The 24564-nt window shown below is 54.7% G+C and carries 29 protein-coding genes and 1 tRNA gene; 20 read left to right on the top strand and 10 right to left on the bottom strand.

The features are described 5' to 3' along the window. Positions 1–93: 93 nt before the first annotated feature. The gene (locus RHM68_RS15430) at positions 94–342 is read right to left on the bottom strand and encodes a DUF2790 domain-containing protein (protein WP_322216210.1); all 249 of its coding nucleotides are present in this window, start codon (positions 340–342) and stop codon (positions 94–96) included. 518 nt (positions 343–860) lie between these two features. Beyond that, positions 861–1055, bottom strand: a complete 195-nt coding sequence (gene csrA, locus RHM68_RS15425) for a carbon storage regulator CsrA (protein ID WP_007938114.1) — start codon at positions 1053–1055, stop codon at positions 861–863. 250 nt (positions 1056–1305) lie between these two features. Here csrA and RHM68_RS15420 point away from each other — a divergent pair, with 250 nt between their 5' ends. After that, on the top strand, positions 1306–1683 hold the full coding sequence (locus RHM68_RS15420) for an SPOR domain-containing protein (protein WP_322216195.1): 378 nt from the start codon (positions 1306–1308) through the stop codon (positions 1681–1683). 119 nt (positions 1684–1802) lie between these two features. On the opposite strand, the gene RHM68_RS15415 is transcribed toward RHM68_RS15420, so the two are convergent. From RHM68_RS15415 to RHM68_RS15400, 4 genes are all read right to left on the bottom strand, one after another. Beyond that, positions 1803–2492, bottom strand: a complete 690-nt coding sequence (locus RHM68_RS15415; RefSeq protein WP_322216193.1) for an endonuclease I family protein — start codon at positions 2490–2492, stop codon at positions 1803–1805. A 4-nt stretch (positions 2493–2496) separates the two neighbouring features. Next, complete coding sequence (locus RHM68_RS15410) at positions 2497–2766, bottom strand: DUF1654 domain-containing protein (RefSeq protein WP_416195200.1); 270 nt, start codon at positions 2764–2766, stop codon at positions 2497–2499. Between the two features lie 176 nt (positions 2767–2942). Beyond that, entirely contained in the window at positions 2943–4037 is a 1095-nt protein-coding gene (locus RHM68_RS15405; protein ID WP_322216187.1) for an asparaginase, read from the bottom strand. Positions 4038–4502: 465 nt separating this feature from the next. Then, a complete protein-coding gene (locus RHM68_RS15400) occupies positions 4503–5480 on the bottom strand; it encodes an IS5 family transposase (protein ID WP_322216185.1) in 978 nt (325 codons plus the stop codon). A 98-nt stretch (positions 5481–5578) separates the two neighbouring features. Here RHM68_RS15400 and RHM68_RS15395 point away from each other — a divergent pair, with 98 nt between their 5' ends. The 8 genes from RHM68_RS15395 (at position 5579) to RHM68_RS15360 (ending at position 13194) form a co-directional block, all read left to right on the top strand. Beyond that, entirely contained in the window at positions 5579–6046 is a 468-nt protein-coding gene (locus tag RHM68_RS15395; protein ID WP_322216184.1) for a hypothetical protein, read from the top strand. Positions 6047–6212: 166 nt separating this feature from the next. Continuing rightward, positions 6213–7169, top strand: a complete 957-nt coding sequence (locus RHM68_RS15390; RefSeq protein WP_322216182.1) for a sugar ABC transporter substrate-binding protein — start codon at positions 6213–6215, stop codon at positions 7167–7169. 57 nt (positions 7170–7226) lie between these two features. Then, positions 7227–8780 carry a sugar ABC transporter ATP-binding protein gene (locus RHM68_RS15385; RefSeq protein WP_322216179.1) on the top strand — a complete coding sequence of 518 codons (1554 nt, stop codon included), beginning with the start codon at positions 7227–7229 and terminating at the stop codon, positions 8778–8780. Further along, positions 8777–9754 (top strand): ABC transporter permease, encoded by a 978-nt coding sequence (locus tag RHM68_RS15380; RefSeq protein ID WP_322216177.1) that lies wholly within the window; start codon positions 8777–8779, stop codon positions 9752–9754. Before RHM68_RS15385 ends, RHM68_RS15380 begins: the two co-directional genes overlap by 4 nt. A 3-nt stretch (positions 9755–9757) precedes the next feature. Further along, a complete protein-coding gene (locus tag RHM68_RS15375; protein ID WP_322216174.1) occupies positions 9758–10777 on the top strand; it encodes a LacI family DNA-binding transcriptional regulator in 1020 nt (339 codons plus the stop codon). A 24-nt stretch (positions 10778–10801) separates the two neighbouring features. Beyond that, entirely contained in the window at positions 10802–11719 is a 918-nt protein-coding gene (rbsK, locus tag RHM68_RS15370) for a ribokinase (protein WP_322216171.1), read from the top strand. Then, positions 11716–12120 carry a D-ribose pyranase gene (gene rbsD / locus RHM68_RS15365; RefSeq protein WP_322216168.1) on the top strand — a complete coding sequence of 135 codons (405 nt, stop codon included), beginning with the start codon at positions 11716–11718 and terminating at the stop codon, positions 12118–12120. Before rbsK ends, rbsD begins: the two co-directional genes overlap by 4 nt. A 45-nt stretch (positions 12121–12165) precedes the next feature. Continuing rightward, on the top strand, positions 12166–13194 hold the full coding sequence (locus RHM68_RS15360; RefSeq protein ID WP_322216165.1) for a nucleoside hydrolase: 1029 nt from the start codon (positions 12166–12168) through the stop codon (positions 13192–13194). Positions 13195–13225: 31 nt separating this feature from the next. Here RHM68_RS15360 and RHM68_RS15355 read toward each other — a convergent pair whose 3' ends face one another. Further along, a complete protein-coding gene (locus RHM68_RS15355; RefSeq protein ID WP_322216162.1) occupies positions 13226–13438 on the bottom strand; it encodes a hypothetical protein in 213 nt (70 codons plus the stop codon). A 133-nt stretch (positions 13439–13571) separates the two neighbouring features. On the opposite strand from RHM68_RS15355, the gene RHM68_RS15350 reads away from it, so the two are divergent. Together RHM68_RS15350 and RHM68_RS15345 are read left to right on the top strand one after the other, a co-directional pair. Beyond that, a complete protein-coding gene (locus RHM68_RS15350; protein ID WP_322216161.1) occupies positions 13572–13877 on the top strand; it encodes a hypothetical protein in 306 nt (101 codons plus the stop codon). A gap of 162 nt (positions 13878–14039) precedes the next feature. Then, complete coding sequence (locus RHM68_RS15345; RefSeq protein WP_322216159.1) at positions 14040–14357, top strand: I78 family peptidase inhibitor; 318 nt, start codon at positions 14040–14042, stop codon at positions 14355–14357. 71 nt (positions 14358–14428) lie between these two features. Here the strand turns inward: RHM68_RS15345 and RHM68_RS15340 are convergent, their stop codons facing one another. Both RHM68_RS15340 and RHM68_RS15335 read right to left on the bottom strand, forming a co-directional pair. After that, on the bottom strand, positions 14429–14641 hold the full coding sequence (locus RHM68_RS15340; protein WP_007905882.1) for a cold-shock protein: 213 nt from the start codon (positions 14639–14641) through the stop codon (positions 14429–14431). A gap of 293 nt (positions 14642–14934) precedes the next feature. Next, positions 14935–15237 carry a hypothetical protein gene (locus tag RHM68_RS15335; protein WP_322216156.1) on the bottom strand — a complete coding sequence of 101 codons (303 nt, stop codon included), beginning with the start codon at positions 15235–15237 and terminating at the stop codon, positions 14935–14937. A 382-nt stretch (positions 15238–15619) separates the two neighbouring features. Between RHM68_RS15335 and thrS the strand changes: the two genes are divergently transcribed. From thrS to RHM68_RS15290, 9 genes are all read left to right on the top strand, one after another. Continuing rightward, the gene (gene thrS, locus RHM68_RS15330; RefSeq protein ID WP_322216154.1) at positions 15620–17542 is read left to right on the top strand and encodes a threonine--tRNA ligase; all 1923 of its coding nucleotides are present in this window, start codon (positions 15620–15622) and stop codon (positions 17540–17542) included. Next, a complete protein-coding gene (infC, locus tag RHM68_RS15325; protein WP_176469887.1) occupies positions 17542–18093 on the top strand; it encodes a translation initiation factor IF-3 in 552 nt (183 codons plus the stop codon). Before thrS ends, infC begins: the two co-directional genes overlap by 1 nt. A 60-nt stretch (positions 18094–18153) precedes the next feature. Continuing rightward, positions 18154–18348 (top strand): 50S ribosomal protein L35, encoded by a 195-nt coding sequence (gene rpmI / locus RHM68_RS15320; protein ID WP_008145659.1) that lies wholly within the window; start codon positions 18154–18156, stop codon positions 18346–18348. A 27-nt stretch (positions 18349–18375) separates the two neighbouring features. Continuing rightward, positions 18376–18732 (top strand): 50S ribosomal protein L20, encoded by a 357-nt coding sequence (gene rplT, locus RHM68_RS15315; protein WP_007905879.1) that lies wholly within the window; start codon positions 18376–18378, stop codon positions 18730–18732. Between the two features lie 109 nt (positions 18733–18841). Next, on the top strand, positions 18842–19858 hold the full coding sequence (gene pheS, locus RHM68_RS15310) for a phenylalanine--tRNA ligase subunit alpha (RefSeq protein WP_322216150.1): 1017 nt from the start codon (positions 18842–18844) through the stop codon (positions 19856–19858). Between the two features lie 35 nt (positions 19859–19893). Further along, positions 19894–22275, top strand: coding sequence for a phenylalanine--tRNA ligase subunit beta (gene pheT / locus RHM68_RS15305; RefSeq protein WP_322216147.1), 2382 nt, complete (start codon positions 19894–19896; stop codon positions 22273–22275). Between the two features lie 3 nt (positions 22276–22278). Further along, positions 22279–22581, top strand: a complete 303-nt coding sequence (gene ihfA / locus RHM68_RS15300) for an integration host factor subunit alpha (RefSeq protein ID WP_002553164.1) — start codon at positions 22279–22281, stop codon at positions 22579–22581. Next, positions 22562–22918: a MerR family transcriptional regulator gene (locus tag RHM68_RS15295; protein ID WP_093218077.1), complete on the top strand. Its 357-nt coding sequence runs from the start codon at positions 22562–22564 to the stop codon at positions 22916–22918. Before ihfA ends, RHM68_RS15295 begins: the two co-directional genes overlap by 20 nt. Before the next feature lie 89 nt (positions 22919–23007). After that, a tRNA-Pro gene (locus tag RHM68_RS15290) sits at positions 23008–23084 on the top strand. A 409-nt stretch (positions 23085–23493) separates the two neighbouring features. On the opposite strand, the gene RHM68_RS15285 is transcribed toward RHM68_RS15290, so the two are convergent. After that, positions 23494–24216, bottom strand: coding sequence for a hypothetical protein (locus tag RHM68_RS15285; protein WP_322216143.1), 723 nt, complete (start codon positions 24214–24216; stop codon positions 23494–23496). Positions 24217–24564: the final 348 nt, after the last annotated feature.

The raw sequence follows: 24564 nt of genomic DNA, 5'->3' as shown, positions 1-24564 counted from the left end.
AATTATTGCGCCGTTCGGCACGCCAGCGTGGCTACTCAGTTTAGCCTGATCGGCATACTGCGCTCTGGGCGACACGCCGGTGGTAATTCGCAATCAGTGATCGTTGGTGCAGCCAATACCCTCAACCTGATAATCCAGAACATGTTCCTGACCCAGGTGGTCGAGGTAGTCCAGCCGAGCGGGGATAATGCCGCACTGTTGCGAGATGTCGGTGCTACTCAAGACTTTATTGACGTCGAGGTGGACCAAGTAGTCGCTCTTGTCATGAATGACGGGCGCCGCGGTGGCGAACGCTGAACCGGTAGCGAGGAGGGCGGCAAAACCGAGGATAAGTAGTTTCATTATGGGGCTCTCTGAAGGCGTGAACAGTGATCAATCTGCGGCGGCTACCGAGGTGGTGGCTGGGCCTTGAGCCAAGATTAACCAGCCGATCCAGACAGCCGACCAACAGTTGAATGACAAACCTGTAATGCGAATCGCACCGGAGCGGTCCTTGGCTTGTGTTCACTTCAGGTGCGGCGTTACACCGTATGACGGCGCAAGGCGAACAGACTCTTAGCGTATTGAAGTCTGTCGGGCGACGCTCTTTGCGAGCATTAGCCATGGCGAAGCGCTGTTGTGGGGGCTCATCATGATCGCGTTCACAGACATGGCGCGCGGTAGGAATTTGCCTAGGCGTTAGATAGCCGGATTCGCAGGCGTAAAGAGAATCGTCTGACAGCCATGGCGTGACAGATGCCGGTAGTATCAGCTTTACGTAATGGGGAGCAGAGAAGGCGGATCTTTATAGAAGAGTAGCGAGTGAATCTTGAGCCAGCCATTGTTCACGGGGAACGGCTGGCTACAGACTGCAACAGGATTCAGGGTGTTTGCGGCTTGTCCGGGGCGGTCAGGCCAGCCTGAATACGTTGATAAATCTCTTCGCGATGCACCGCGACGTCTTTTGGAGCGTTGATGCCAATCCTGACTTGCTGGCCGCTAACGCCCAGAATGGTGATCGTAATGTCATCACCGATGTTTATGCTTTCACCGACTTTGCGGGTGAGTATCAGCATGGTGTTCTCCTTGATTGCTTTGTAGGGCACCTGATTCAGACAGTGCAGAGGTCGGTGGTACGTATAGATTAGTGCGAAGTCTCACGGTTTGGGTGCCTCTTTCTGACGCGCAGATGCTGCATTAATTCCCAAGGCGTGACTATACAGAGGCAGCAACCATCATTCTCGTTGTTTTGAGCCCATTTTGCGGCACTCGGGAAGTATTCATGAATGTTAAAGTTGTCACTTTAAGCATTCAGAGGAAAACGTTGTGCGGAAAATGGCTTTGGTAATCGCAGTATTGGTGCTGGCGGGATGTGGCGAGGGCAAAGAAGTGAGCGCCCGCAAGGCGTCAACCCCGGCTATTTCCGTGCCGGCAACAGCGTCTGCTCTTGCGGCAGCTCCGCAGTGGCATCTTGAGGTGCGGGGCGAAACCACCCAGGCAGTCAGCGACCTGAGTGGTTGGTTGATCGAGCATGGTTTCGTTTCCAACGTGGTCATGGAAAACGGCAAGGCTCGTATTCTGGTCGGTCCATTCAATTCTAAAGCCGAGGCTCAAGCCAGGCAGGCTGACTTGACTGCGGCATTGGCGCGGGCGAAAAAAATGAATATCGAATCGCTGGTTGTCGAGCAACCGTCGGCTCAATAACGGCTCTCCTGCAGGCGTTTCAGGACCTCTTAAAGAGCTTCAACAGTGGCTCGCATTAACGTGTAGTCACTGTCGATTTCCTGGGGCGATCTCGCGAGCTTGTTGTGTTTCGACGTCGATCAGCCGCAGGCTTTCATATTCACCGGTCCCACAAACTCGTTGCCGCGACCCATGACACACGCCACGCTCTGATTGCGCTGCCGTTCCCAAGCCTGTACTGGATACGTTTTGTCCCACGCTTCAAACAGTTGGCGATCCTGCTTAGACAGTTGCAAGCCGTATTGCTTGCTCATGTAGAAATACGTGCGGGCAATCATGCCGCGAATCGAAGGGCGAGGCATGACCTTCTTCGCCTTGAAATCGACCTGCGTCAGGCATGAGCCGTATTGCCCCGACTGCACCGGCAGCCAGCCAAAACTGAAGTTACTACGGTCGCCATTCACCTCACCAATGCTCGGCACCAGGTTGTGCAGATCAGCTTCAGCTTTTTGATAGGTAGGATCGTACCGCGTGCAGTTCTTGCGTCCGCCTTGTTGCCAGCACTGACGCTGATGGCCGATCTGCCACGCCGGGACAATGTGTTCCCACTCGATCCGCGCGGCCCGTTTGGCGCTTTTGCGCGGCACATACCCGCAGGCAGCAAGGTCAACCTTGTTACCGGTGTATTTGCAGCCGCAATAAAATTCAGTGGATTGCGGGGCATACAACTTCCAGGCGGCTTTCTTGGCTTCGTTGAAGGTGCGTGGGGCGCCTGCCTGCGCGCCCACGGCAATGAAGAGAAACAGCAAAGCGAAACAACGGACACTCATTGACTCAATCTTCCTTCGGCACAACCCAGAAAATCTGCACGCCGCCATCGTCGCGATAGGCGAGGGTGACATTGTCGTTCTCGTCAATTTCTTCGAGCAGGCGTTCCCATTCATTCGCGGGCTCGTCCGGAAGGCGGAAAAGCAGCGCGGATTTGGCTTTTTGGGCAGTGGGGGAGTTAATGATTTTTTGAACGCGCATGCCCATGCGTTCATAGACGTCAGGAGAGGCGGAGGTGCTAGTCACAGAGTTATCCTTATTGAGCTGTACGTGCATACAGTATTTAACTGTAAGCAATTTCGCAACTGCTTAAAATTCAAGAAAATCCTCTGACAGCAGTTTTTTCGGTTTGGTGTAAGGCGGCGGTAGTTTTTATCGGAAGAAGGCCACTCACCCCAGTCTAGTGAGCGGTCAGTGCAGTGCCCGACCGGGTCCGGTCGGGCGAGGACAAATCAGTATTCCCAGAACATCCGTTGCAGCTCTTTGCTGTCGTTGGTTTTGGTCAGCGCGACCATGGCCAGGATGCGAGCCTTTTGTGGGTTCAGATCATGGGCCACGACCCAGTCGTACTTGTCGTCAGGCTGTTCGGCGTTGCGCAGTACGAAACCGCCGGCATTGACGTGGGATGAGCGAATGATTTGCACGCCATCCTTGCGTAGTGCTTGCAGGGTTGGAACGACCCGTGAAGCCACCGAACCGTTGCCAGTGCCCGCATGGATGATGGCTTTGGCGCCGGACTGAGCCAGCGCCTTGTAAGCCGTGTCACTAACATTGCCGTAGGAGTAGGCGATTTCGACGTCAGGCAGGCTCTTGATGGTTTTGATGTCGAATTCGGAGTCCATCGTGTGACGCTTGGCTGGCAGGCGGAACCAGTAAGATTTGCCTTCGACCACCATGCCGAGTGGGCCCCAGGCGCTTTTGAAGGCTTCGGTCTTAATGTTGATCATTTTGCTGACGTCACGACCCGATTGAATCTCATCGTTCATGGTCACCAGTACGCCTTTGCCACGTGCTTCTTTGCTGCTGGCGACGGCGACTGCGTTGTACAGGTTTAGCATGCCGTCGGCCGACATCGCGGTGCCTGGACGCATCGAGCCGACAACGATGATCGGCTTGTCGGTTTTTTCCACAAGGTTCAGGAAGTAGGCGGTCTCTTCGAGTGTGTCGGTGCCGTGGGTGATAACGATGCCATCGACGTCTTTGTTGTCCGCCAGTTCGGCGACGCGCCGACCGAGCAGCAGCAGATTGTCGTTGGTGATGCTTTCAGAGGCGATCTGCATGACCTGTTCGCCACGCACATTGGCCAGTTGGCTCAATTCCGGTACGCCAGCGATCAGTTGCTCGATACCGACTTTGGCTGCCTGATAGGTGGCGCTGTTGGCCGCACTGGCGCCTGCGCCGGCGATCGTGCCGCCGGTGGCAAGGATCACCACGTTCGCCAGTTTTTGTTTTTGTGGGGTGTCGACTTCATTAGCTTGAAGGGCGGTAGGCAGAAGCAGAAGGAGGGCCAAGGCGCCCGGAATAAAAGTGTTGAATGCAGATTTCATTATTTTCTCTCTAGTAGTGAGACGGTGCTGATGCAAGTTCATCTAGATACGCCCCAAGCAGATCTGAATGCTTGGGGTACACGAGAAGAGCAGGATTTGTACCAGTCGCACTTTCTCCAGGGATAACTTTTAAAACTATGATTTATATCAATATTATTTTAATACTCGAATGTGTTTGTCCCTTGTCTATCCGGTTTTCCGAATGCGTGTAGGATTTTTGTTCGGCTATCCGAAAAGGACTACAGCATCTGCTGTTTAGCCGTCTTGTCATGTGCAGAAACAGCATTAAAGAAATCGGCTCTGAGGTCGATGGTCCTTTAAGGAAGGTCTGAAGTAGGCAGGCGTTTTTAACGGCCCTTTTGCTTGAGGCTCAAAAAATGTCGACTCAAGCGAAAATCAGTCCTTTCTCTTTCTCAGCTTCTCTTTTTTCTGCGAACAAGCGCTTTTCAGAGCTAATTCTCCGCATTACAGACGCACCTCTCCTGCATTCAGCAATCGTTTTCGCATCATCCACAGGTTCGACAGAGCAAACAGCGTGGTCTGTTGCGCAGTGTTTTTCAGCTGGCCCCGGAAGCGTACTTTCGTATAACCAAACTGGCGCTTGATTACTCGAAACGGATGCTCAACCTTGGCCCGCACCTGCGCTTTCGCGTATTCGATTTTGCGACGCATGCGCCCAATCAGGCTCTTCTTTGCATGCTGTTTATAACGGCTGGGCCGAGCGGCAATCGACCAGATCATTTGGCGATTTTGATGCTCGGGACGCTTTTCGACGCCGGTGTAACCGGCATCGCCACAGACGTAAGTTTCTTCTCCGTGCAGTAACTTATCGACTTGGGTTACGTCCGCCACATTCGCTGCCGTGCCCACCACGCTATGTACCAAACCGGATTCGGCATCGACACCGATGTGCGCTTTCATCCCGAAAAAATATTGAATTCCCTTCTTCGTCTGGTGCATCTCAGGGTCACGTTTTCCGTCTTTGTTCTTGGTCGAACTCGGCGCATGAATGATCGTCGCATCGACCACGGTGCCTTGGCGCAGCAACAAACCACGGTCGCCCAAATAGCCATTGATCACCTGCAAAATCCCACCGGCCAGCTCATGCTTCTCCAGCAGTCGGCGGAAATTGAGGATCGTGGTTTCATCGGGAATCCGATCCAGATTCAAGCCCGCGAACTGGCGCAGAATCGTCGTTTCATATAGTGATTCTTCCATCGCCGGATCGCTGTAGCCGAACCAGTTCTGCATCAAATGAACGCGCAACATGACCATCAACAGATACGCCGCACGGCCCCCTTCGCCCTTTGGATAATACGGCTCGATCAAAGTAACCAAGCCCTTCCAGGGCACGACCTGATCCATCTCGATCAGGAAGCGCTCGCGGCGGGTCTGCTTACGTTTGCCAGCGTACTCGGCATCGGCGAAGGACATCTGTTTCATCGGGACTCAACCGTCGTGTTCGTGTCAGGCGGGTATTTCACCAGATTTGGAAGTCTTCTTCAGAGTTTCCTTAAAGGACCTTTTTTTCAGGAATCAACATGTCGTTATCGGTGGGTATACCAAATGCATTGGGCGTCACTATCGGTGGCAAGTCCGCTGCGACTATCCGCGAGTTGAGCGCCGCGACAGAGGAGGCCGCGGCCCAAGCGTTAGGCACGAAAAAAGGCGACGGCAAGGGCAAAGAAGTCAAAACCGGTGCGCTAGGGTTGGATACCAGTTCGACGGCGCAGGCCGAAAACTCTTCCAATGACAACACCAGCGTTGCCGTGAAAGTTTTGCTGCAGCGCATGAAGGAGCTGCAAGAGCAACTTCGTCAGCAACAGCAGCAACTGGCGGCAGTCCAGGCGGCGTCCTATCCGACGCCGGAAGCCAAGGCCAGTGCGGTGATGGCGATTCAAGGGCAAATAGCCGACACCAATGGCGCGCTGCTGCAAGTGGCCGGGGCTCTGTTCAAGGAAATGGCCAAAGGCTCCAATACCGGTTCGATGGTCAATACGACAGCGTGACGCTGTCAGCTGTTTCTGATCGTTGACAAATCGTGGAAGGGTTCGCATAGTTCGGTCTACGCAAACGTTTGCGCGGCGCTGCCGATAGCTTGAACCATCGACAATGGGAAAAGTCCCACACCAGCGCAAGCGTTGCTCACAATAATCATAAGATCGGAGTGAACCCATGAAGCTGCCATTCGCTGGACGTTTTCTCGCTGTCGCTATGCTGGCTGCCGTGTCAGCCGCTTTGCCCCTCTCTTCGGCGTTCGCCGACACTCCTGAGAAACCTAAAGTCGCCTTGGTCATGAAGTCGCTGGCCAACGAGTTCTTCCTGACCATGGAAGACGGCGCCAAGGCTTATCAGAAAGACCATTCCGCCGATTTCGATCTGATCTCCAATGGCATCAAGGATGAGACGGATACCGCCGGCCAGACGCGCATCGTTGAACAAATGATTTTGGCCAAGGTTAATGCGTTGGTCATTGCGCCTGCGGACTCCAAGGCTATGGTCCCGGTGATCAAGAAAGCCATCGATGCCGGTATCACCGTGATCAACATCGACAATCAACTCGATCCGGCTGTCGTTAAGAGCAAGAACATCACCGTACCGTTTGTAGGCCCGGATAACCGTAAAGGCGCGCGCCTTGTGGGAGAGTACTTGGCCAAGCAACTGAAGGCCGGTGATGAGGTCGGCATTATCGAAGGCGTTTCTACTACTACCAACGCTCAGCAGCGTACCGCTGGCTTCAAGGATGCGATGGAGGCGGCGCAGATCAAGGTTGTCTCGTTGCAATCTGGCGACTGGGAAATAGACAAAGGCAACAAGGTCGCAGCGTCGATACTCAGTGAGTATCCGCAAGTCAAAGCCCTGCTGGCCGGCAACGACAGCATGGCTGTCGGCGCGGTATCCGCTGTGCGTGCAGCGGGTAAAGCAGGCAAAGTGCAAGTCGTCGGTTACGACAATATCAACGCCATCAAACCTATGCTCAAGGACGGTCGCGTCCTCGCCACCGCCGACCAGTTTGCTGCTAAGCAGGCCGTGTTCGGTATCGAGACTGCGTTGAAAATCCTTAAGGGTGAGAAAGTCGACACCGGCACCAACGGCGTGATCGAAACTCCGGTAGAGCTGGTTACCAAGTAATCCTTCTGACGGCACAACGGTGCTCGCCCTTCGGGGCGAGCGCATGGAGAGTTTTTTATGCCAGTTTGCTCCCCGAACGCTGTCCTCTCGGTCAGCGGTATCGGCAAGACCTATGCCCAACCGGTCCTGACCGGCATTGACCTGACGTTGATGCGCGGTGAAGTGCTGGCGCTGACCGGTGAGAACGGCGCGGGCAAAAGCACCCTGTCGAAAATCATCGGTGGGTTGGTCACGCCGACCACAGGCCAGATGCAATTTCAGGGGCAGGACTACCGCCCCGGCAGCCGGACCCAGGCCGAAGATTTGGGCATCCGCATGGTCATGCAAGAACTCAATCTGTTGCCGACGCTGTCGGTTGCGGAAAACCTCTTCCTCGACAACCTGCCCAGTAACGGTGGCTGGATCAGCCGCAAGCAACTGCGCAAGGCGGCGATCGAGGCTATGGCCCAGGTCGGCCTTGATGCCATCGACCCCGATACCCTGGTCGGCGAGTTGGGCATCGGTCACCAGCAAATGGTTGAGATCGCTCGCAACCTGATCGGCGACTGCCATGTGCTGATCCTCGACGAACCGACCGCGATGCTGACGGCCCGCGAAGTCGAGATGCTGTTCGAGCAAATTACCCGCCTGCAAGCCCGCGGCGTGTCGATCATCTACATTTCCCACCGCCTCGAAGAGCTGGCGCGAGTGGCCCAGCGCATCGCTGTGCTGCGCGACGGCAATCTGGTCTGCGTCGAGCCAATGGCCAATTACAACAGCGAGCAACTGGTCACCCTGATGGTGGGCCGCGAGTTGGGCGAACACATGGATATGGGCGTGCGCAATATCGGCGCACCGGCCTTGACGGTCACCGGCCTGACTCGTTCCGACAAGGTTCGCGACGTATCCTTCGAAGTGCGTGCCGGTGAGATCTACGGTATTTCCGGGCTGATCGGGGCCGGGCGCACCGAGTTGCTGAGGCTGATTTTCGGCGCCGATATGGCGGACAGCGGCACGGTCGCGCTGGGTTCTCCGGCGAAAGTCGTCAGCATTCGGTCCCCGGCTGATGCGGTCAGTCATGGTATCGCCCTGATCACCGAAGACCGCAAGGGCGAAGGCCTGCTGTTGACTCAATCGATTAGCGCCAACATCGCCTTGGGTAACCTGCCGGTGATTTCCAGTGTCGGTGTTGTCAACAACGACGAAGAGAGGGCTTTGGCTCAGCGTCAGATCGATGCGATGCGTATCCGCAGTTCCAGCCCGACACAACTGGTGTCCGAATTGTCCGGTGGCAACCAGCAGAAAGTCGTGATTGGCCGTTGGCTGGAGCGCGATTGTTCGGTGATGTTATTTGATGAACCGACTCGCGGTATCGACGTCGGCGCCAAGTTCGACATCTATGCCTTGCTGGGCGAATTGACTCGTCAGGGCAAAGCGCTGGTGGTGGTGTCGAGTGACCTGCGGGAACTGATGCTGATCTGCGACCGGATCGGTGTGTTGTCGGCAGGGCGCCTGATTGACACTTTCGAGCGCAATAGCTGGACCCAGGATGATTTGCTTGCTGCCGCTTTTGCCGGCTACCAAAAACGTGATGCGTTGCTCAACGAAGCAGCGCCTAGGGATCTCCCATGAAAACTGCAGCATCTGCCGGTAAACGTAGTGGCAATTTTTACGGGCTGGGCACCTACCTGGGCCTGGCCGGTGCATTACTGGCGATGGTCGCGCTGTTCTCGGTTCTGAGCAGCCATTTTCTGTCGTATGACACTTTCAGTACCCTGGCCAACCAGATTCCAGATTTGATGGTGCTGGCGGTCGGCATGACGTTCGTGTTGATTATCGGCGGTATCGACCTGTCGGTCGGTTCGGTATTGGCGCTAGCAGCTTCGGCGGTCAGCGTGGCGATTCTCGGCTGGGGCTGGAGCGTCTTGCCGTCCGCTTTGCTGGGCATGGCAGTTGCGGCGCTGGCGGGGACGGTCACCGGTTCGATCACCGTGGCCTGGCGTATCCCGTCGTTCATCGTGTCCCTGGGTGTGCTGGAAATGGCCCGAGGCCTCGCTTACCAGATGACCGGCTCGCGCACGGCTTACATTGGTGATTCGTTTGCCTGGTTGTCTGACCCGATTGCTTTCGGTATTTCGCCGTCGTTCATCATTGCCTTTTTGATCATCATCGCCGCCCAGGCTGTGCTGACCCGTACCGTGTTTGGTCGCTACCTGATCGGTATCGGCACCAACGAAGAAGCGGTGCGTCTTGCGGGGATCAATCCAAAGCCCTACAAGATCCTGGTGTTCAGTCTGATGGGCCTGTTGGCCGGCGTCGCAGCGCTGTTTCAGATTTCCCGTCTCGAAGCGGCGGACCCAAATGCGGGTTCCGGCCTGGAGCTGCAAGTAATCGCCGCAGTGGTCATTGGTGGTACTAGCCTAATGGGCGGCCGGGGTTCGGTCATCAGTACGTTTTTTGGCGTTCTGATCATCTCTGTACTGGCTGCCGGTCTTGCGCAAATTGGCGCGACCGAACCGACCAAGCGCATCATCACCGGTGCGGTTATTGTGGTGGCAGTGGTCCTTGACACTTATCGCAGTCAGCGCGCAAGCCGGCGGACTTGATACATGGCAACCATCAAGGATGTAGCAGCACTCGCAGGCATTTCCTACACCACCGTTTCCCACGTGGTGAACAAGACGCGTCCGGTCAGCGAGGAAGTGCGAGTCAAGGTCGAGGCGGCGATCAAAAGCCTCGACTATGTGCCCAGTGCCGTGGCTCGGTCTTTGAAGGCCAAGACCACGGCTACCATTGGTCTCTTGGTGCCGAACAGCCTTAACCCGTACTTCGCTGAGTTGGCTCGCGGCATTGAAGACTACTGCGAGCGTAATGGTTACTGCGTGATCCTTTGTAACTCCGATGATAACCCGGACAAACAGCGCAGCTATCTACGCGTGCTATTGGAAAAGCGCATCGACGGGTTGATTGTGGCGTCGGCCGGCGGTGACAGTGGGCTGGCGCAAGGCCTGGCGAACGTGCGCACACCGATGGTGATCGTCGACCGAGGGCTGGACGGCGTCGAAGCAGATCTGGTGCGCATCGACCATGAATACGGCGCCTATCTGGCGACTCGGCACCTTCTGGAGTTAGGGCATCGAGATATCGCTACGATTGGCGGTCCGGCGACCACCAGCGTGGCTCAGATGCGTCTGGCCGGGTATTGCCGCGCGCTGAAAGAGGCGGGTATTGACGTGCCGCGCGAGCGAATGCTCGAAAGCGACTTTACCAGCACCGGGGGTTATAACGCGGCGGCGAGATTGCTGGAGAAAAATCCTCCCAGCGCAATTTTTGCCGGTAACGACATGATCGGTATCGGTGTGCTGCGTGCCGCCGCCGAGCGCAATGTTCGCGTACCTGCCGAGTTGTCAGTGATTGGCTTCGACGATATCCAGATGAGCCGTTATGTCTATCCGGCGTTAACCACCGTCGGTCAGTCGATTCTGCAGCTTGGAGAAATGGCCGCCGAAGTTTTATTACGCCGGATCGCTACACCGGATTTGGCCATCGATCAGCGAATCGTGACGCCCAGTATTGTCCTGCGAGAGTCGACTGCGCCGCTGGCCGGTGCATTCGCTGAATACCGCTGAAATCGACTTAACGAGTAGTGATGCATGCCAGCAAAAGTAGTGGTAATAGGCAGTCTGAACATGGATTTGGTGACTCGCGCGCCCCGTTTGCCCCGTGGAGGTGAAACGCTGATTGGTCAATCGTTTGCCACCGTTTCAGGTGGCAAGGGTGCGAATCAGGCAGTTGCCGCGTCACGGTTGGGCGCGAAGGTCTCTATGGTCGGTTGCGTGGGCTGTGACGCTTACGGTGATGAGTTGCGCGCTGCGTTGATGGCCGAGCATATCGATTGTCAGGCGGTCAGTACCGTTGACGGCTCCAGTGGCGTTGCGTTAATCGTGGTTGATGACAATAGTCAGAACGCGATCGTCATCGTTGCCGGCGCTAATGGTGCGCTGACTTCAGAAGTCGTTGATCGTTTCGATGCTGTCTTGCAAGCGGCGGATGTGATCATTTGTCAGTTGGAAGTACCGGATGCAACGGTGGGGCATGCGCTCAAACGCGGCCGAGAGCTTGGTAAGACCGTGATTCTTAATCCGGCACCGGCCAGTCGACCGCTACCGGTGGATTGGTACGCGTCCATTGACTATCTGATTCCTAACGAAAGCGAAGCCTCGGCGCTCAGCGGTGTGTCGGTGGATTCCCTGGAAACCGCGAAAATCGCAGCGCTCCGGTTGATCACCATGGGGGTGCACAAGGTAATTATCACCCTTGGTGCTCAGGGTTCGCTGTTTGCCAGCAGCGCAGGCATCGAGCATTTTGCTGCGCCTAAAGTTAAGGCCGTTGATACGACGGCTGCCGGCGACACCTTTGTTGGCGGTTTCGCCGCTGCTCTGTCGGCCGGAAAAAGCGAAGCCGAAGCGATTCGTTTCGGTCAGGTCGCTGCGGCCCTGTCGGTCACCCGTGCGGGGGCGCAACCTTCGATTCCTACCCTACGCGATGTACAGGCTTTTAAAGCACCATGAAAAAAACTCCTTTGCTTAACATAGCGCTGTCGCGGCTTATCGCCTCCCTTGGTCATGGCGATATGGTGGTTATCGGTGATGCCGGCTTACCGGTGCCGCCTGGTGTCGAACTGATCGATCTGGCATTGACCCATGGTATTCCTGACTTTATCAGCACTTTGAGCGTGGTATTGAGTGAGATGCAGGTTGAAAAGCATGTGCTGGCGCATGAGACCCTCGACAAGCAACCGACTTCCTTAGTGGTATTGGATCAACTGAATATCGAAGGTGCGCTGGGCCAGCGAGAGCTGCTCAGCCATGATCAGTTCAAAGTCCTTAGTCGGCAGGCGCGGGCGATTGTTCGTACCGGTGAGTGTCAGCCGTACTGCAACATCGTGCTGGTGTCGGGAGTCACGTTCTAAGTCGGTTACCCCCTTTTTTGTTTTCCCACGCACAAGGAGTGCGCTATGCACCGCTATGCTCAGAAACTGCACCATCTGCTCCGGAGTCTGCTGCTCTTGTCCCTGATTACTGCAACAAGCGCCCATGCGGCGGAAAAGATCGACCTGATCATCGACACCGACCCGGGTGCCGACGATGTTGTCGCCTTGCTGTTTGCTCTGGCATCGCCGGAGGAACTGAGCATCCGGGCGTTGACCACCGTGGCCGGTAACGTGCGTCTGGACAAGACTTCGCGTAACGCGCGTCTGGCTCGAGAGTGGGCAGGGCGTGAGGAAGTACCGGTCTATGCCGGTGCTCCGAAACCGTTGATGCGAACGCCAATCTACGCCGAGAACATCCATGGCAAGGAAGGTCTGTCGGGTGTGACGGTACATGAGCCGAAGGAAGGCCTGGCTAAGGGCAATGCGGTCAATTACTTGATCGATACCCTGAGAGGTGCCAAGCCGCACAGCATCACTATCGCCATGCTCGGTCCACAGACTAATTTGGCGCTGGCACTGATACAGGCTCCCGAAATCACTGAGGGTATCAAGGAGGTGGTTGTGATGGGGGGGGCGCATTTTAATGGCGGCAACATCACCCCTGTGGCTGAGTTCAATCTGTTCGCCGATCCGCAGGCGGCGGAAGTAGTGTTAAAAAGTGGTGTAAAACTGACTTATCTGCCGCTGGACGTGACCCACAAAATCCTCACCAGCGAGGCGCGTCTGAAGCAGATTGCGGCGATTAATAACAACGCAGGCAAGATCGTGGGCGACATTCTCAATGAATATGTCAAAGGCGATATGGAGCACTACGGCATAACGGGCGGCCCTGTGCATGATGCAACGGTTGTCGCTTATTTGCTTAAGCCTGAACTGTTTACGGGGCGCTCCGTAAACGTGGTCATCGACAGTCGCGAAGGTCCTACCTTCGGTCAGACCGTAGTCGACTGGTATGACGGCCTTAAGGCACCAAAAAATGCTTTCTGGGTTGAAAATGGCGATGCTCAGGGCTTCTTCGACTTACTGACCCAGCGTCTGGCCCGTCTGAAGTAAGCCTGTTCCCGCAGGTGCCTTCCTGCGGGTTTTACACTCTCTCGGTATGCGGCGTGCCCATATGGTCGGTTGGGTACTTCTCGAATATTTGCGCGATAAAGGATTGGGCGGCTTGCGTGCCCAATTCCTTGACCAGCAGATCGATACCAATAATTGCCAACTCTTCCGGGCTGCCGGGGCTATAAGAGCTGTGGCCTTGTGGCCACTTGGCTTTGATGTCGGCGTCGATGCTTACGGTGGTCATGAGGGCGCTCGTGAAGTAAGGATAGTCTGAGTGTCGAGTTAACCATTTTTGCGCGGCGTTTGGCACTGCGACTTAGGCATCAACGTTGCGCCATGCGACACTTGGTCTTTCTCGATTGTTGAAGGACAGCGCTGTGCAGATCGATTTGAATACACCAAACAGCTTGACCCTCGAGTCGGTGCGTCAGCTGCTGGCCTCTGCCAGCGACGATGAACACACTCAGTTGCGGGTGAGCAAGGGTGGCATCGCTTACATTTCATCGGGCCTTGTGGGAGGCACTGACATTGATGGCCTACTGTTTCGTCTGGAGACTTGGGCCAAGGGCTCTGGTTATGTCGGACGGGTCGCGGCCAGCGATGAGGTGTGGGTCATGCAGATTTTTAATGCTTTAAAGGAAAATTGGCCGAATCCGCCTTTTGATTACATCGACGTTTATTGAGCGCTGTTCATATTCAGTCACGATTGCGAAGTGAGCTATGCGGGACTGCTCAGGCAAACTAGCCGACTGTCCGGATTGATGGCTTATAGCAAGCCAATTGAAACCAAGCACCCGATTAGCGGTCGCACGATCTCAGCTTAACTATTGAAAGAAGGAGGCTTCATGCCTTGGAAGCTCGCGTCATTGGGTACTTTGTTGGCCGTTGCCACGCTAGCCGGTTGCAGTACATCCTCCACCGAGACCACGAAGGATGCTGGCGTGACTGATACCGGTCACAGCCGTTGTGAAGCAAAGGCTGCAGAGTTCGCCATTGGTCAAAAGGCTTCGTCTGAACTGCTTGAACAGGCCCGTGCTCGCGCAGGTGCGCAGAATGCTCGATTCCTCAAGCCCAACGATATGGTAACGCTGGAGTACCGCTCCGACCGCCTGAACCTGAATACCGATAACAACCTGGTGGTCATGCACATCAACTGCGGCTGAAAGCTCTGCTGTTTTTTTCACGCATAAAAAACCCCGTCACAAGGACGGGGTTTTTTTAGTGCGCCAGAAAATTACTCTGCGCGAACTTGTGCAGCTTGCATACCCTTTTGGCCTTTCTCAGCCACGAAGGAAACGGTTTGGCCTTCTTTCAGGCTTTTGAAACCGTCGCTTTCGATAGCTTTGAAGTGTACGAACAGGTCGTCACCGCCACCTTGAGGAGTGATGAAGCCGAAGCCTTTTTCATCGTTGAACCATTTAACGGTGCCGGTTTGGCGATTAGACATGGTGTATCTCCAAGAAACATATATTTTCAGTAGTGCTGTGCTGCTCAGGCCAACTGGGCACACCGGACTATCATAGTCGAAATGTTCGCTTTGGGAGCCCCCTGGACGTGCTGTTTGCCTGTCAGTCGTGTTTTCTTTGCCGCTTGATGTAGCTGAAAGCCGCGTTTTAAAAGGCTTTCAGCTAAAAGTGATGACCGTAAAAAAAGCTGTAAAACCTACGTAATTTGTCTGAAAAGCTGTTTTTTAAGCCGTGTTTCAGTCGTCAGGAGTGATGATTTTCACTTGGCAGTAATTTATTTTGCTGTTGCCCGACACGCTTGAATGGCATCCAGAGCCTTGGTTCGAAGCTCGACGCTAGGTTGCTTTTGCTTGCTCATGAGTTCAGCAATTTCCGTGCTGGTGAATTTTTCGTTGAGCTTGTCGGCGCCGCATGCGCAATGTTGCTCAGCGGATTTTTGGTCGATGTTCTGGCTTGCAGCGGCGACACAGTCCTTCATATAGCTTTCGCGAGCTCCTGTAGGCCAGGCCGCTTGTGCGCTCAATGGCAGCAGCATTACCAGTGGGGAGGCGAGGGCTAAAAGGCGGATAAGGCGCATGAATGAAACTCCTAGGGTCGATAATCTGTAGCGATTTTCAGACTATTTGAGGTGGCGCGTATATCTCAAGTTCACTTTGTGACGCAAAAACAGAGAAATCTCCACTGACCAATTGGCATGCACGTTGATGACCGTTCATCTGTGCTAGCATGCCAGCTCGGCCTTTGCGGACTCCGGATGAGCTTCGGCCACCGGTGATGGCAAAGGCACGAATAACCCTGATTTGAATCCCAGTCACTCTGATTCGGTTTCCGGTTGGCCGCAAGGCTCCTGCCGCTGTAAGGCAGGCGTTCGTTATTGAATGGCCTGAATCGGATCTTGTACTGGCTCATCCCAACCCACGTGACCTTTGGTAGGGGTCACCACTAGGAGAGGAGGCGCCATGCCAACTATTACTCTTCCCGACGGCAGTCAACGTACATTCGATCACCCGGTTTCCGTAGCCGAGGTCGCCGCATCCATTGGTGCAGGCCTGGCCAAGGCCACTGTAGCAGGCAAGGTCAATGGTAAGCTGGTGGACGCCAGCGACCTTATTGACAGTGATTCCACGCTGCAAATTATTACGCCAAAGGATGAAGAGGGGCTGGAGATCATTCGCCACTCTTGCGCTCACCTGGTCGGTCATGCGGTCAAACAACTGTATCCGACTGCTAGGATGGTCATTGGTCCGGTTATCGACGAAGGTTTCTATTACGACATCGCCTTCGAACGTCCGTTTACTCCGGACGACATGGCCGCTATCGAACAGCGCATGCAGCAGCTGATCGAAAAAGACTACGACGTGATCAAGAAGATCACACCGCGCGCGGAAGTAATTGAAGTGTTCAAGGCGCGAGGCGAAGACTACAAGTTACGCCTGGTCGATGACATGCCAAATGAGCAGGCCATGGGCCTTTACTATCACGAAGAATACGTCGACATGTGCCGCGGTCCGCACGTGCCGAACACTCGCTTCCTGAAATCCTTCAAACTGACGAAGCTGTCTGGAGCCTACTGGCGTGGCGATGCCAAGAACGAGCAATTGCAGCGCGTTTACGGCACCGCTTGGGCAGACAAGAAGCAGTTGGCGGCTTACGTTCAGCGCATTGAAGAAGCTGAAAAGCGTGATCACCGCAAAATTGGCAAACGACTGGGCCTGTTTCATACCCAGGAAGAGGCGCCGGGTATGGTGTTCTGGCACCCTAACGGCTGGACTCTGTATCAAGTGCTTGAGCAATATATGCGTAAGGTTCAGCGAGACAATGGCTATCTGGAGATCAAAACTCCGCAAGTCGTTGACCGCAGCCTTTGGGAGAAATCCGGGCACTGGGCCAACTATGCCGACAACATGTTCACCACGCAGTCGGAAAATCGCGACTACGCCATCAAGCCAATGAACTGCCCTTGTCACGTGCAAGTGTTCAATCAAGGCCTGAAAAGTTATCGCGAGCTGCCAATGCGCTTGGCCGAATTCGGTGCTTGCCACCGCAATGAACCGTCGGGTGCGTTGCACGGCATCATGCGGGTGCGTGCGTTTACGCAGGACGATGCCCATATCTTCTGCACAGAAGAGCAAATGCAGGCTGAATCTGCTGCGTTTATCAAGCTGACCATGGACGTTTATGCCGATTTCGGCTTTAAAGACGTCGAGATGAAGCTGTCCACTCGTCCGGAAAAACGCGTGGGTTCTGATGAATTATGGGATCGCGCAGAAGCTGCCTTGGCTGCAGCCCTTGATAGCGCTGGCCTGCCGTATGATTTACAGCCAGGCGAAGGTGCGTTCTACGGTCCGAAAATCGAGTTCTCGCTGAAAGATTGCCTCGGCCGTGTCTGGCAATGTGGTACCTTGCAGCTCGATTTTAACCTGCCTGTCCGTTTGGGAGCCGAATACGTCTCCGAAGACAACAGTCGCAAGCATCCGGTGATGTTGCACCGGGCGATACTGGGTTCCTTCGAGCGTTTTGTCGGAATTTTGATTGAACACTACGAGGGTGCATTCCCTGCGTGGCTGGCTCCGACCCAGGCAGTGATTATGAATATCACTGATAAACAGGCTGATTTTGCCTCTGAAGTTGAAAAAACTCTCAACGAAAGCGGATTTCGTGCCAAGTCTGACTTGAGAAATGAAAAGATCGGCTTTAAAATCCGCGAGCATACTTTGCTCAAGGTTCCTTTTCTCTTGGTTATCGGAGATCGGGAAGTCGAGATGCAGACTGTCGCTGTGCGTACTCGTGAAGGTGCTGACCTGGGCTCGATGCCCGTCGCCCAGTTCGCTGAGTTTCTCGCGCAAGCGGTTTCCCGGCGTGGTCGCCCAGATTCGGAGTAATTACTATTAAGCGTGAAATGAGACAAGATAAACGAGCTGCACCGAAAGCCCCGATCAACGAGAATATCTCGGCACGCGAGGTTCGGTTAATTGGGGCTGAGGGTGAGCAGCTTGGGATTGTGTCAATTGAAGACGCGCTTCTTAAGGCTGAAGAAGCCAAGCTGGATTTGGTGGAGATTTCCGCCGATGCAGTACCCCCTGTTTGCAAGCTGATGGACTACGGCAAATCTATCTTCGAAAAGAAGAAGCAGGTTGCCGCAGCCAAGAAAAACCAGAAGCAGATTCAGGTTAAAGAAATCAAGTTTCGTCCAGGGACGGAGGAAGGGGATTACCAGGTAAAACTGCGCAACCTGGTACGTTTCCTGAGTGATGGGGACAGGGCCAAGGTATCATTGCGATTCCGCGGCCGTGAGATGGCCCACCAGGAGCTGGGGATGGAACTCCTCAAGCGAGTTGAAGGTGACTTGCTCGAGTACGGTTCGGTCGAACAGCATCCTAAGATGGAAGGACGCCAGCTGATCATGGTCATCGCCCCGAAAAAGAAGAAATAATCAATAGGGCACGGCAGGCCTTCTGATTATGTTTATCAACTGAATGCGGAGTATCCGAACATGCCAAAAATGAAAACTAAAAGTGGTGCTGCTAAGCGGTTTCTGAAAACTGCTAACGGTATCAAGCACAAGCACGCTTTCAAGAGCCACATCCTGACTAAAATGTCGACCAAGCGTAAGCGTCAATTGCGCGGTAGCAGCTTGCTGGCACCGTGTGACGTGGCAAAAGTCGAGCGCATGCTGCGCCTTCGTTAATTTAGTCAAGAATAGAGGAAGTAACTCATGGCTCGTGTAAAGCGTGGCGTCATTGCCCGTAAACGTCACAAAAAAATTCTGAAACTTGCTAAAGGCTACTACGGCGCTCGCTCGCGCGTATTCCGTGTTGCCAAGCAAGCGGTAATCAAGGCAGGCCAATACGCCTACCGTGACCGTCGTCAGAAAAAACGTCAGTTCCGCGCTCTGTGGATCGCTCGTATCAACGCTGGTGCACGTATTAACGGTCTGTCCTACAGCCGTTTCATCGCTGGCCTGAAAAAAGCGTCCATCGAGATCGACCGTAAGGTTCTGGCTGATCTGGCAGTGAACGAAAAAGCGGCGTTTGCTGCGATTGTCGAGAAAGCTAAAGCCACTTTGGCTTAAGTACCCCCGACAGTCACCCGGTCTCACCTTTGTGGGGCCAGGTGTTAAACGTCATAAATAGGGGAAGAGCCTTCAAGCTCTTCCCCTATTTTGTATCTGGAGTCTGTACATGGAAAACCTGGACGCGCTGGTCTCTCAAGCTCTAGAGGCTGTGCAAAGCGCTGAAGATATCAATGCCCTGGAGCAAATCCGGGTTCACTACCTTGGCAAAAAGGGCGAATTGACTCAGGTGATGAAGACCCTGGGGAATTTGCCGGTAGAGGAGCGTCCTCAAGTTGGCGCACTCATCAACGTTGCCAAGGAGCGTGTTACAGAGGTTCTCAATGCACGCAAGGCACTGTTTGAAGAGGCCGATCTTGCCACCAAACTGTCTGCCGAGTCCATTGACGTGACCCTGCCTGGCCGCGGCCAAGTCTCGGGTGGTCTGCATCCGGTTACCCGCACTCTGGAACGTATTGAGCAGTTCTTCACCCACATCGGCTACGGCATTGCTGAAGGCCCTGAGGTCGAAGACGACTACCACAACTTCGAAGCGCTCAACATCCCAGGCCATCACCCGGCCCGGTCGATGCATGACACCTTCTATTTTAATGCCAACATGTTGTTGCGCACCCATACCTCCCCGGTACAGGTCCGCACCATGGAATCGAAACAACCGCCTATCCGCATCGTCTGCCCGGGCCGTGTTTATCGCAGTGATTCCGATATCACCCACTCGCCGATGTTCCACCAGGTCGAGGGTCTATTGGTTGATCGCGATATCAATTTCGCCGACCTGAAAGGCACCATCGAAGAGTTTCTGCGCGTGTTCTTCGAAAAAGAACTGGCCGTGCGTTTCCGCCCCTCGTACTTCCCTTTCACCGAGCCATCCGCTGAAGTCGACATGGAATGTGTGATGTGTAGTGGTAAAGGCTGCCGTGTCTGCAAACAGACTGGTTGGCTGGAGGTGATGGGCTGCGGCATGGTTCACCCTAACGTGTTGCGCATGTCTGGAATCGACCCCGAAGAGTTCTCGGGCTTTGCCTTCGGCATGGGCGTTGAGCGTCTGGCCATGCTGCGTTACGGCGTGAACGACTTGCGTCTGTTCTTCGACAACGACTTGCGGTTCCTCGCGCAATTCCGCTAGGTCGCACGTCCGTAACGAATCTTTAGGAGAGCAGGATGAAATTCAGTGAACAATGGCTGCGCGGCTGGGTAAGCCCGCAGGTAAGTCGCGACGAGCTGGTTGCTCGTCTGTCGATGGCCGGTCTTGAGGTCGATAGCGTCACGCCGGCCGCCGGCGAATTCAGTGGTGTGGTCGTGGGCGAGGTTCTGAGCACCGAGCAGCACCCGGATGCGGACAAGTTACGCGTTTGTCAGGTCAGCAATGGCTCGGAGATCTTCCAAGTAGTGTGCGGTGCGCCAAACGTGCGCCCTGGCTTGAAGATCCCGTTCGCCATGATCGGTGCTGAACTGCCAGGCGATTTCAAGATCAAGAAAGCCAAGTTGCGTGGCGTCGAGTCCAACGGCATGTTGTGCTCGCAAGCTGAGCTTCAAGTCGGCGAAGGTAGCGATGGCTTGATGGAGCTGCCAGCCGATGCTCTGGTCGGTCAGGATATTCGTCAATACCTTAGCCTGGACGACGCCAGCATCGAGGTCGATCTAACCCCGAACCGCGGTGACTGCCTATCCCTTGCCGGCCTTGCACGTGAAGTCGGTGCCCTGTACGCCGCTGAAGTTACCCGTCCGGTTGTTGCTGTCGTGCCTGCTGTGCATGACGAAGTACGTTCGGTTGAAGTCTTGGCGCCTGCCGCCTGCCCGCGTTATCTGGGTCGTGTGATCCGTAACGTCGACCTATCCAGGCCTACGCCGCTGTGGATGGTCGAACGCCTGCGTCGTGGCGATGTGCGCAGCATCGACGCGGCCGTCGATATCACTAACTACGTGATGCTGGAGTTGGGGCAGCCGCTGCATGCATTTGATCTTGCCGAAATCAATGGCGGCATCCGCATTCGCATGGCGGAAGAAGGCGAGAAGCTTGTGCTGCTCGACGGTCAGGAAGTTATTCTGCGTAGCGATACGCTGGTGATTGCCGATCACACCCGAGCGCTGGCAATTGCTGGCGTCATGGGTGGTGAACACAGTGGTGTCAACACGGCGACCACGCGCGATATCTTCCTGGAAAGCGCGTTCTTCGATCAAATCGCTGTTGCTGGCAAGGCCCGCTCCTACGGCCTGCACACCGACGCCTCGCACCGCTATGAGCGCGGCGTGGACTGGCAGCTCGCCCGTGAAGCCATGGAGCGCGCCACTGGCCTGCTGCTGGAAATCACTGGTGGCGAAGCCGGCCCAATCACCGAAACCGTGAGTGAGGAGTACCTGCCAAAAATCGCTCCGGTTACGTTGCGAGCTCAGCGCATCACCCAAATGCTGGGTATGGAAATGGATTCATCCGAGGTCGAGCGCTTGCTCAATGGCTTGGGTTTGACCGTTTCGGCCGATGGAGCAGGGCAGTGGCGCGTAGAGGTGCCAAGTCATCGCTTCGACATCAGCCTCGAAGTCGATCTGATTGAAGAGTTGGCCCGTCTGTACGGTTACAACCGTCTGCCGGTTCGCTACCCGCAAGCCCGTCTGGCACCGCAAGCCAAGGCTGAAGCCCGTAGCGATCTGCCAGAACTGCGTCGTCTGCTGGTTGCTCGTGGTTATCAGGAAGCGATCACTTACAGTTTCATCGATCCGAAACAGTTCGAGCTGTTTAATCCGGGCGTTGAACCACTGTTGCTGGCGAATCCGATTTCCAACGATATGGCCGCCATGCGTTCGTCCCTGTGGCCGGGTCTGGTCAAAGCGCTTCAGCACAACCTGAATCGTCAACAGGATCGTGTCCGCCTGTTCGAAAGCGGCTTGCGCTTCGTTGGGCAGCTGGAAGGCTTGAAGCAAGAGCCGATGCTGGCCGGTGTTGTTTGCGGTAGCCGTCTGCCAGAAGGCTGGGCACAAGGTCGCGATGTCGTCGATTTCTTCGACGTCAAGGCTGACGTGGAAGCTGTACTGGGCTTTGCCGGCGCAATGGATTCGTTCACTTTCGTGCCGGGTAAACACCCCGCGCTGCATCCTGGTCAAACTGCACGCATTGAGCGTGAAGGTCGTCTGGTCGGTTACGTCGGTGCTATCCATCCTGAATTGTCGAAAACTCTCGGTCTCGACCGTCCGGTCTTCGTTTTCGAGCTGGTTTTGGCGGAAGTGGCGTTGGGTAAAATGCCTAAATTCCAGGAGTTGTCGCGTTTTCCTGAGGTGCGTCGTGACCTTGCGCTGATTGCCGAAAAAGACGTTGCAGCCAGTGCTGTTTTGGACGTAATCCGTGAAAATGCAGGGGAATGGCTGACAGACCTCAGGCTATTTGACGTCTATCAAGGTAAAGGCATTGATCCTGATAGAAAAAGCCTTGCAGTCGGCTTGACCTGGCAGCATCCATCGCGCACTCTTAATGACGATGAGGTGAATACTACGACGCAAAATATCCTCACCTCGCTCGAACAAAGGTTGAACGCCACGTTAAGGAAGTGACGTATGGGGGCTCTGACGAAAGCTGAGATGGCGGAACGTCTGTATGAAGAATTGGGCCTGAATAAACGGGAGGCTAAGGAATTGGTCGAACTGTTTTTTGAAGAAATCAGGCACGCTCTTGAAGACAACGAACAAGTCAAATTGTCCGGTTTCGGCAATTTCGACCTTCGGGACAAGCGCCAGCGGCCTGGCCGCAATCCGAAAACGGGTGAAGAGATCCCGATCACGGCTCGCCGTGTTGTCACCTTTCGTCCAGGGCAGAAGTTGAAGGCCCGAGTTGAGGCTTATGCTGGAACCAAGTCATAACGACGAGCTGCCCGTCATCCCAGGTAAACGCTACTTCACTATTGGTGAAGTTAGCGAGCTGTGTGCGGTAAAACCACACGTGCTGCGCTATTGGGAGCAGGAGTTTCCTCAACTCAACCCTGTCAAACGTCGCGGAAACCGCCGGTATTATCAGCGCCAGGACGTGTTGATGATCCGGCAAATTCGCGCTCTTCTTTACGATCAGGGATTCACCATCGGTGGCGCGCGTCTTCGTTTGTCCGGCGACGAAGCCAAAGACGACACCACTCAGTACAAGCAGATGATTCGGCAGATGATTGCTGAGTTGGAAGATGTGCTGATTGTTCTCAAGAAATAAAATCCTGCTTTTAAATACTTCCAGTTTTCAAAAGCTTGCGATATATTCTTGATCGCTCCTCGAGATGAGAAGCAAACTTAACGCCTAGTCGGGGCGTAGCGCAGTCCGGTAGCGCACTAGCATGGGGTGCTAGGGGTCGAGTGTTCGAATCACTCCGTCCCGACCATATAATTCAAGGGGTTGCGAGATTTTATCTCGCAACCCCTTTTTGTTTTTAGGCGTTTTTACCCCTACAAAACGATTGGCTCTAGGTGGAATTCTCAGCTGATACCGAGGTTGGAGTTTGTCTCGTGGGCTGTGAGTTCACGCCGCTTTTGGCGCTTTTACACGCTGCCTTTAGTGCCAATTCTGCCTGATATTTCTCGTCCTTTCTCAGCTTTTCCGCATGTCAGATAGCCTTGCCAAAAGACCATTAGATCACCACCCGTGATCAGCGAAACCGACTGTACATCAAGCGGGTCGTGCCTTTGAAGACAAACGAAAGCAGCAAATGCACCTTTCGGTCGAACTTCCGATTGTGCGCTACGAAAGCGTTGCTTTGAAGATTGGTCACGCTGAGACAAGGCCAGGTAGGTTCATGCCGGCTCAGAATCCACTATCAGATCATCCTTGACGACGATTGGCTCGTTACCCATATCACGATCAGTTGTGAACCAGCCCAAAGCAGTATTTCCGACGTATTTCGTTAGGGCATAGTTGGCAGAGGAGCCGATCACCACCCCAATGCCGAATGGAATTGCCTTTTCCAATGCTTTTCGAGTGAAGGTGATGCCTATGCGTTTGAACATTTCCTTGATTGCCTGCAATGCTGCTCCCTTCAGATATTGGCGTACCATATTTACACCAGCCTTAGAGGCGAATGCGGTACCAACTTCCACGCCAAACTTCTCCAGCGATCCTCCTGCCGCAATCATGAATGCCAGTTGCCGCGCATCCTCACTTGTGAGATCCCAGCCAAAGGCATCAGCCAGGCACATGCACATATCGACTTGAAATTTCATACCAATTGTAGCGTCGGTCAGTCCGCCGCCTACCATTGCCACGGCAGTGCCCAGACCCGGTATGACGCCGGCCAAAGCCGTAACTCCACCGCTCGTTGCTGACATTTTTGAGTAGCGACTAATGATTTTCTTCGCGACCAGTGCCCGAACTTCATGCTCTGAAGCATTAGGTTTAGATGCCTTCACTTGACTTTGGTATTGCGAGACTAATGCCCGGGCATCCTTTGGGCTGATGGCGATCGACTCTACCGCCTTGAGCAGGCGTGACTCGTTTTCTGGCTTCGTTTCGTCAGTCATACAAAAACTTCCTGTTTGGTATTTACGGGCAGTGCCGATAATGGGAAACGTGAATCCACGGGCTAGTAGAGTAGCTCCGACGCATCCTGCAGCGCTTGGGAGTTTATCGGCATAGAGCTGGATTCATTGAATGGAAAAGTGAGTCCGTCCAGCCTTAGCGACGTCACCGAAAAGGGCGAAAATGACTCAGAACACCAGCATCACGGTGTCAGCCGCCGTAAGGAGAGTTTTCGGTGGGATCGATAAGCTTTGCTTCAGTGGTTAAACAGCGTCTACGTGGCTGCGTGGCGGATCGACAGGCAGTCTGAGCTGCAGACGGTCTACCTTATCGGTCCTCGGCATCTGCCG

The sequence above is a fragment of the Pseudomonas sp. DC1.2 genome, from assembly GCF_034351645.1.
Lineage (GTDB): Bacteria > Pseudomonadota > Gammaproteobacteria > Pseudomonadales > Pseudomonadaceae > Aquipseudomonas.
The sequence above is the reverse complement of the archived record's forward strand: the minus strand, read 5'-3'. Positions and strand labels throughout refer to the sequence as shown.

Bases quoted from the DNA above. Each gene is read 5' to 3' on its own strand.
- RHM68_RS15430 (WP_322216210.1), bottom strand. From the start codon at position 342: ATGAAACTACTTATCCTCGGTTTTGCCGCCCTCCTCGCTACCGGTTCA.
- csrA (WP_007938114.1), bottom strand. From the start codon at position 1,055: ATGCTGATACTCACCCGCAAAGTCGGTGAAAGCATAAACATCGGTGAT.
- RHM68_RS15415 (WP_322216193.1), bottom strand. From the start codon at position 2,492: ATGAGTGTCCGTTGTTTCGCTTTGCTGTTTCTCTTCATTGCCGTGGGC.
- RHM68_RS15410 (WP_416195200.1), bottom strand. From the start codon at position 2,766: ATGCACGTACAGCTCAATAAGGATAACTCTGTGACTAGCACCTCCGCC.
- RHM68_RS15405 (WP_322216187.1), bottom strand. From the start codon at position 4,037: ATGAAATCTGCATTCAACACTTTTATTCCGGGCGCCTTGGCCCTCCTT.
- RHM68_RS15400 (WP_322216185.1), bottom strand. From the start codon at position 5,480: ATGAAACAGATGTCCTTCGCCGATGCCGAGTACGCTGGCAAACGTAAG.
- RHM68_RS15395 (WP_322216184.1), top strand. From the start codon at position 5,579: ATGTCGTTATCGGTGGGTATACCAAATGCATTGGGCGTCACTATCGGT.
- RHM68_RS15390 (WP_322216182.1), top strand. From the start codon at position 6,213: ATGAAGCTGCCATTCGCTGGACGTTTTCTCGCTGTCGCTATGCTGGCT.
- RHM68_RS15385 (WP_322216179.1), top strand. From the start codon at position 7,227: ATGCCAGTTTGCTCCCCGAACGCTGTCCTCTCGGTCAGCGGTATCGGC.
- RHM68_RS15380 (WP_322216177.1), top strand. From the start codon at position 8,777: ATGAAAACTGCAGCATCTGCCGGTAAACGTAGTGGCAATTTTTACGGG.
- RHM68_RS15375 (WP_322216174.1), top strand. From the start codon at position 9,758: ATGGCAACCATCAAGGATGTAGCAGCACTCGCAGGCATTTCCTACACC.
- rbsK (WP_322216171.1), top strand. From the start codon at position 10,802: ATGCCAGCAAAAGTAGTGGTAATAGGCAGTCTGAACATGGATTTGGTG.
- rbsD (WP_322216168.1), top strand. From the start codon at position 11,716: ATGAAAAAAACTCCTTTGCTTAACATAGCGCTGTCGCGGCTTATCGCC.
- RHM68_RS15360 (WP_322216165.1), top strand. From the start codon at position 12,166: ATGCACCGCTATGCTCAGAAACTGCACCATCTGCTCCGGAGTCTGCTG.
- RHM68_RS15355 (WP_322216162.1), bottom strand. From the start codon at position 13,438: ATGACCACCGTAAGCATCGACGCCGACATCAAAGCCAAGTGGCCACAA.
- RHM68_RS15345 (WP_322216159.1), top strand. From the start codon at position 14,040: ATGCCTTGGAAGCTCGCGTCATTGGGTACTTTGTTGGCCGTTGCCACG.
- RHM68_RS15340 (WP_007905882.1), bottom strand. From the start codon at position 14,641: ATGTCTAATCGCCAAACCGGCACCGTTAAATGGTTCAACGATGAAAAA.
- RHM68_RS15335 (WP_322216156.1), bottom strand. From the start codon at position 15,237: ATGCGCCTTATCCGCCTTTTAGCCCTCGCCTCCCCACTGGTAATGCTG.
- thrS (WP_322216154.1), top strand. From the start codon at position 15,620: ATGCCAACTATTACTCTTCCCGACGGCAGTCAACGTACATTCGATCAC.
- rpmI (WP_008145659.1), top strand. From the start codon at position 18,154: ATGCCAAAAATGAAAACTAAAAGTGGTGCTGCTAAGCGGTTTCTGAAA.
- rplT (WP_007905879.1), top strand. From the start codon at position 18,376: ATGGCTCGTGTAAAGCGTGGCGTCATTGCCCGTAAACGTCACAAAAAA.
- pheS (WP_322216150.1), top strand. From the start codon at position 18,842: ATGGAAAACCTGGACGCGCTGGTCTCTCAAGCTCTAGAGGCTGTGCAA.
- pheT (WP_322216147.1), top strand. From the start codon at position 19,894: ATGAAATTCAGTGAACAATGGCTGCGCGGCTGGGTAAGCCCGCAGGTA.
- ihfA (WP_002553164.1), top strand. From the start codon at position 22,279: ATGGGGGCTCTGACGAAAGCTGAGATGGCGGAACGTCTGTATGAAGAA.
- RHM68_RS15295 (WP_093218077.1), top strand. From the start codon at position 22,562: ATGCTGGAACCAAGTCATAACGACGAGCTGCCCGTCATCCCAGGTAAA.
- RHM68_RS15285 (WP_322216143.1), bottom strand. From the start codon at position 24,216: ATGACTGACGAAACGAAGCCAGAAAACGAGTCACGCCTGCTCAAGGCG.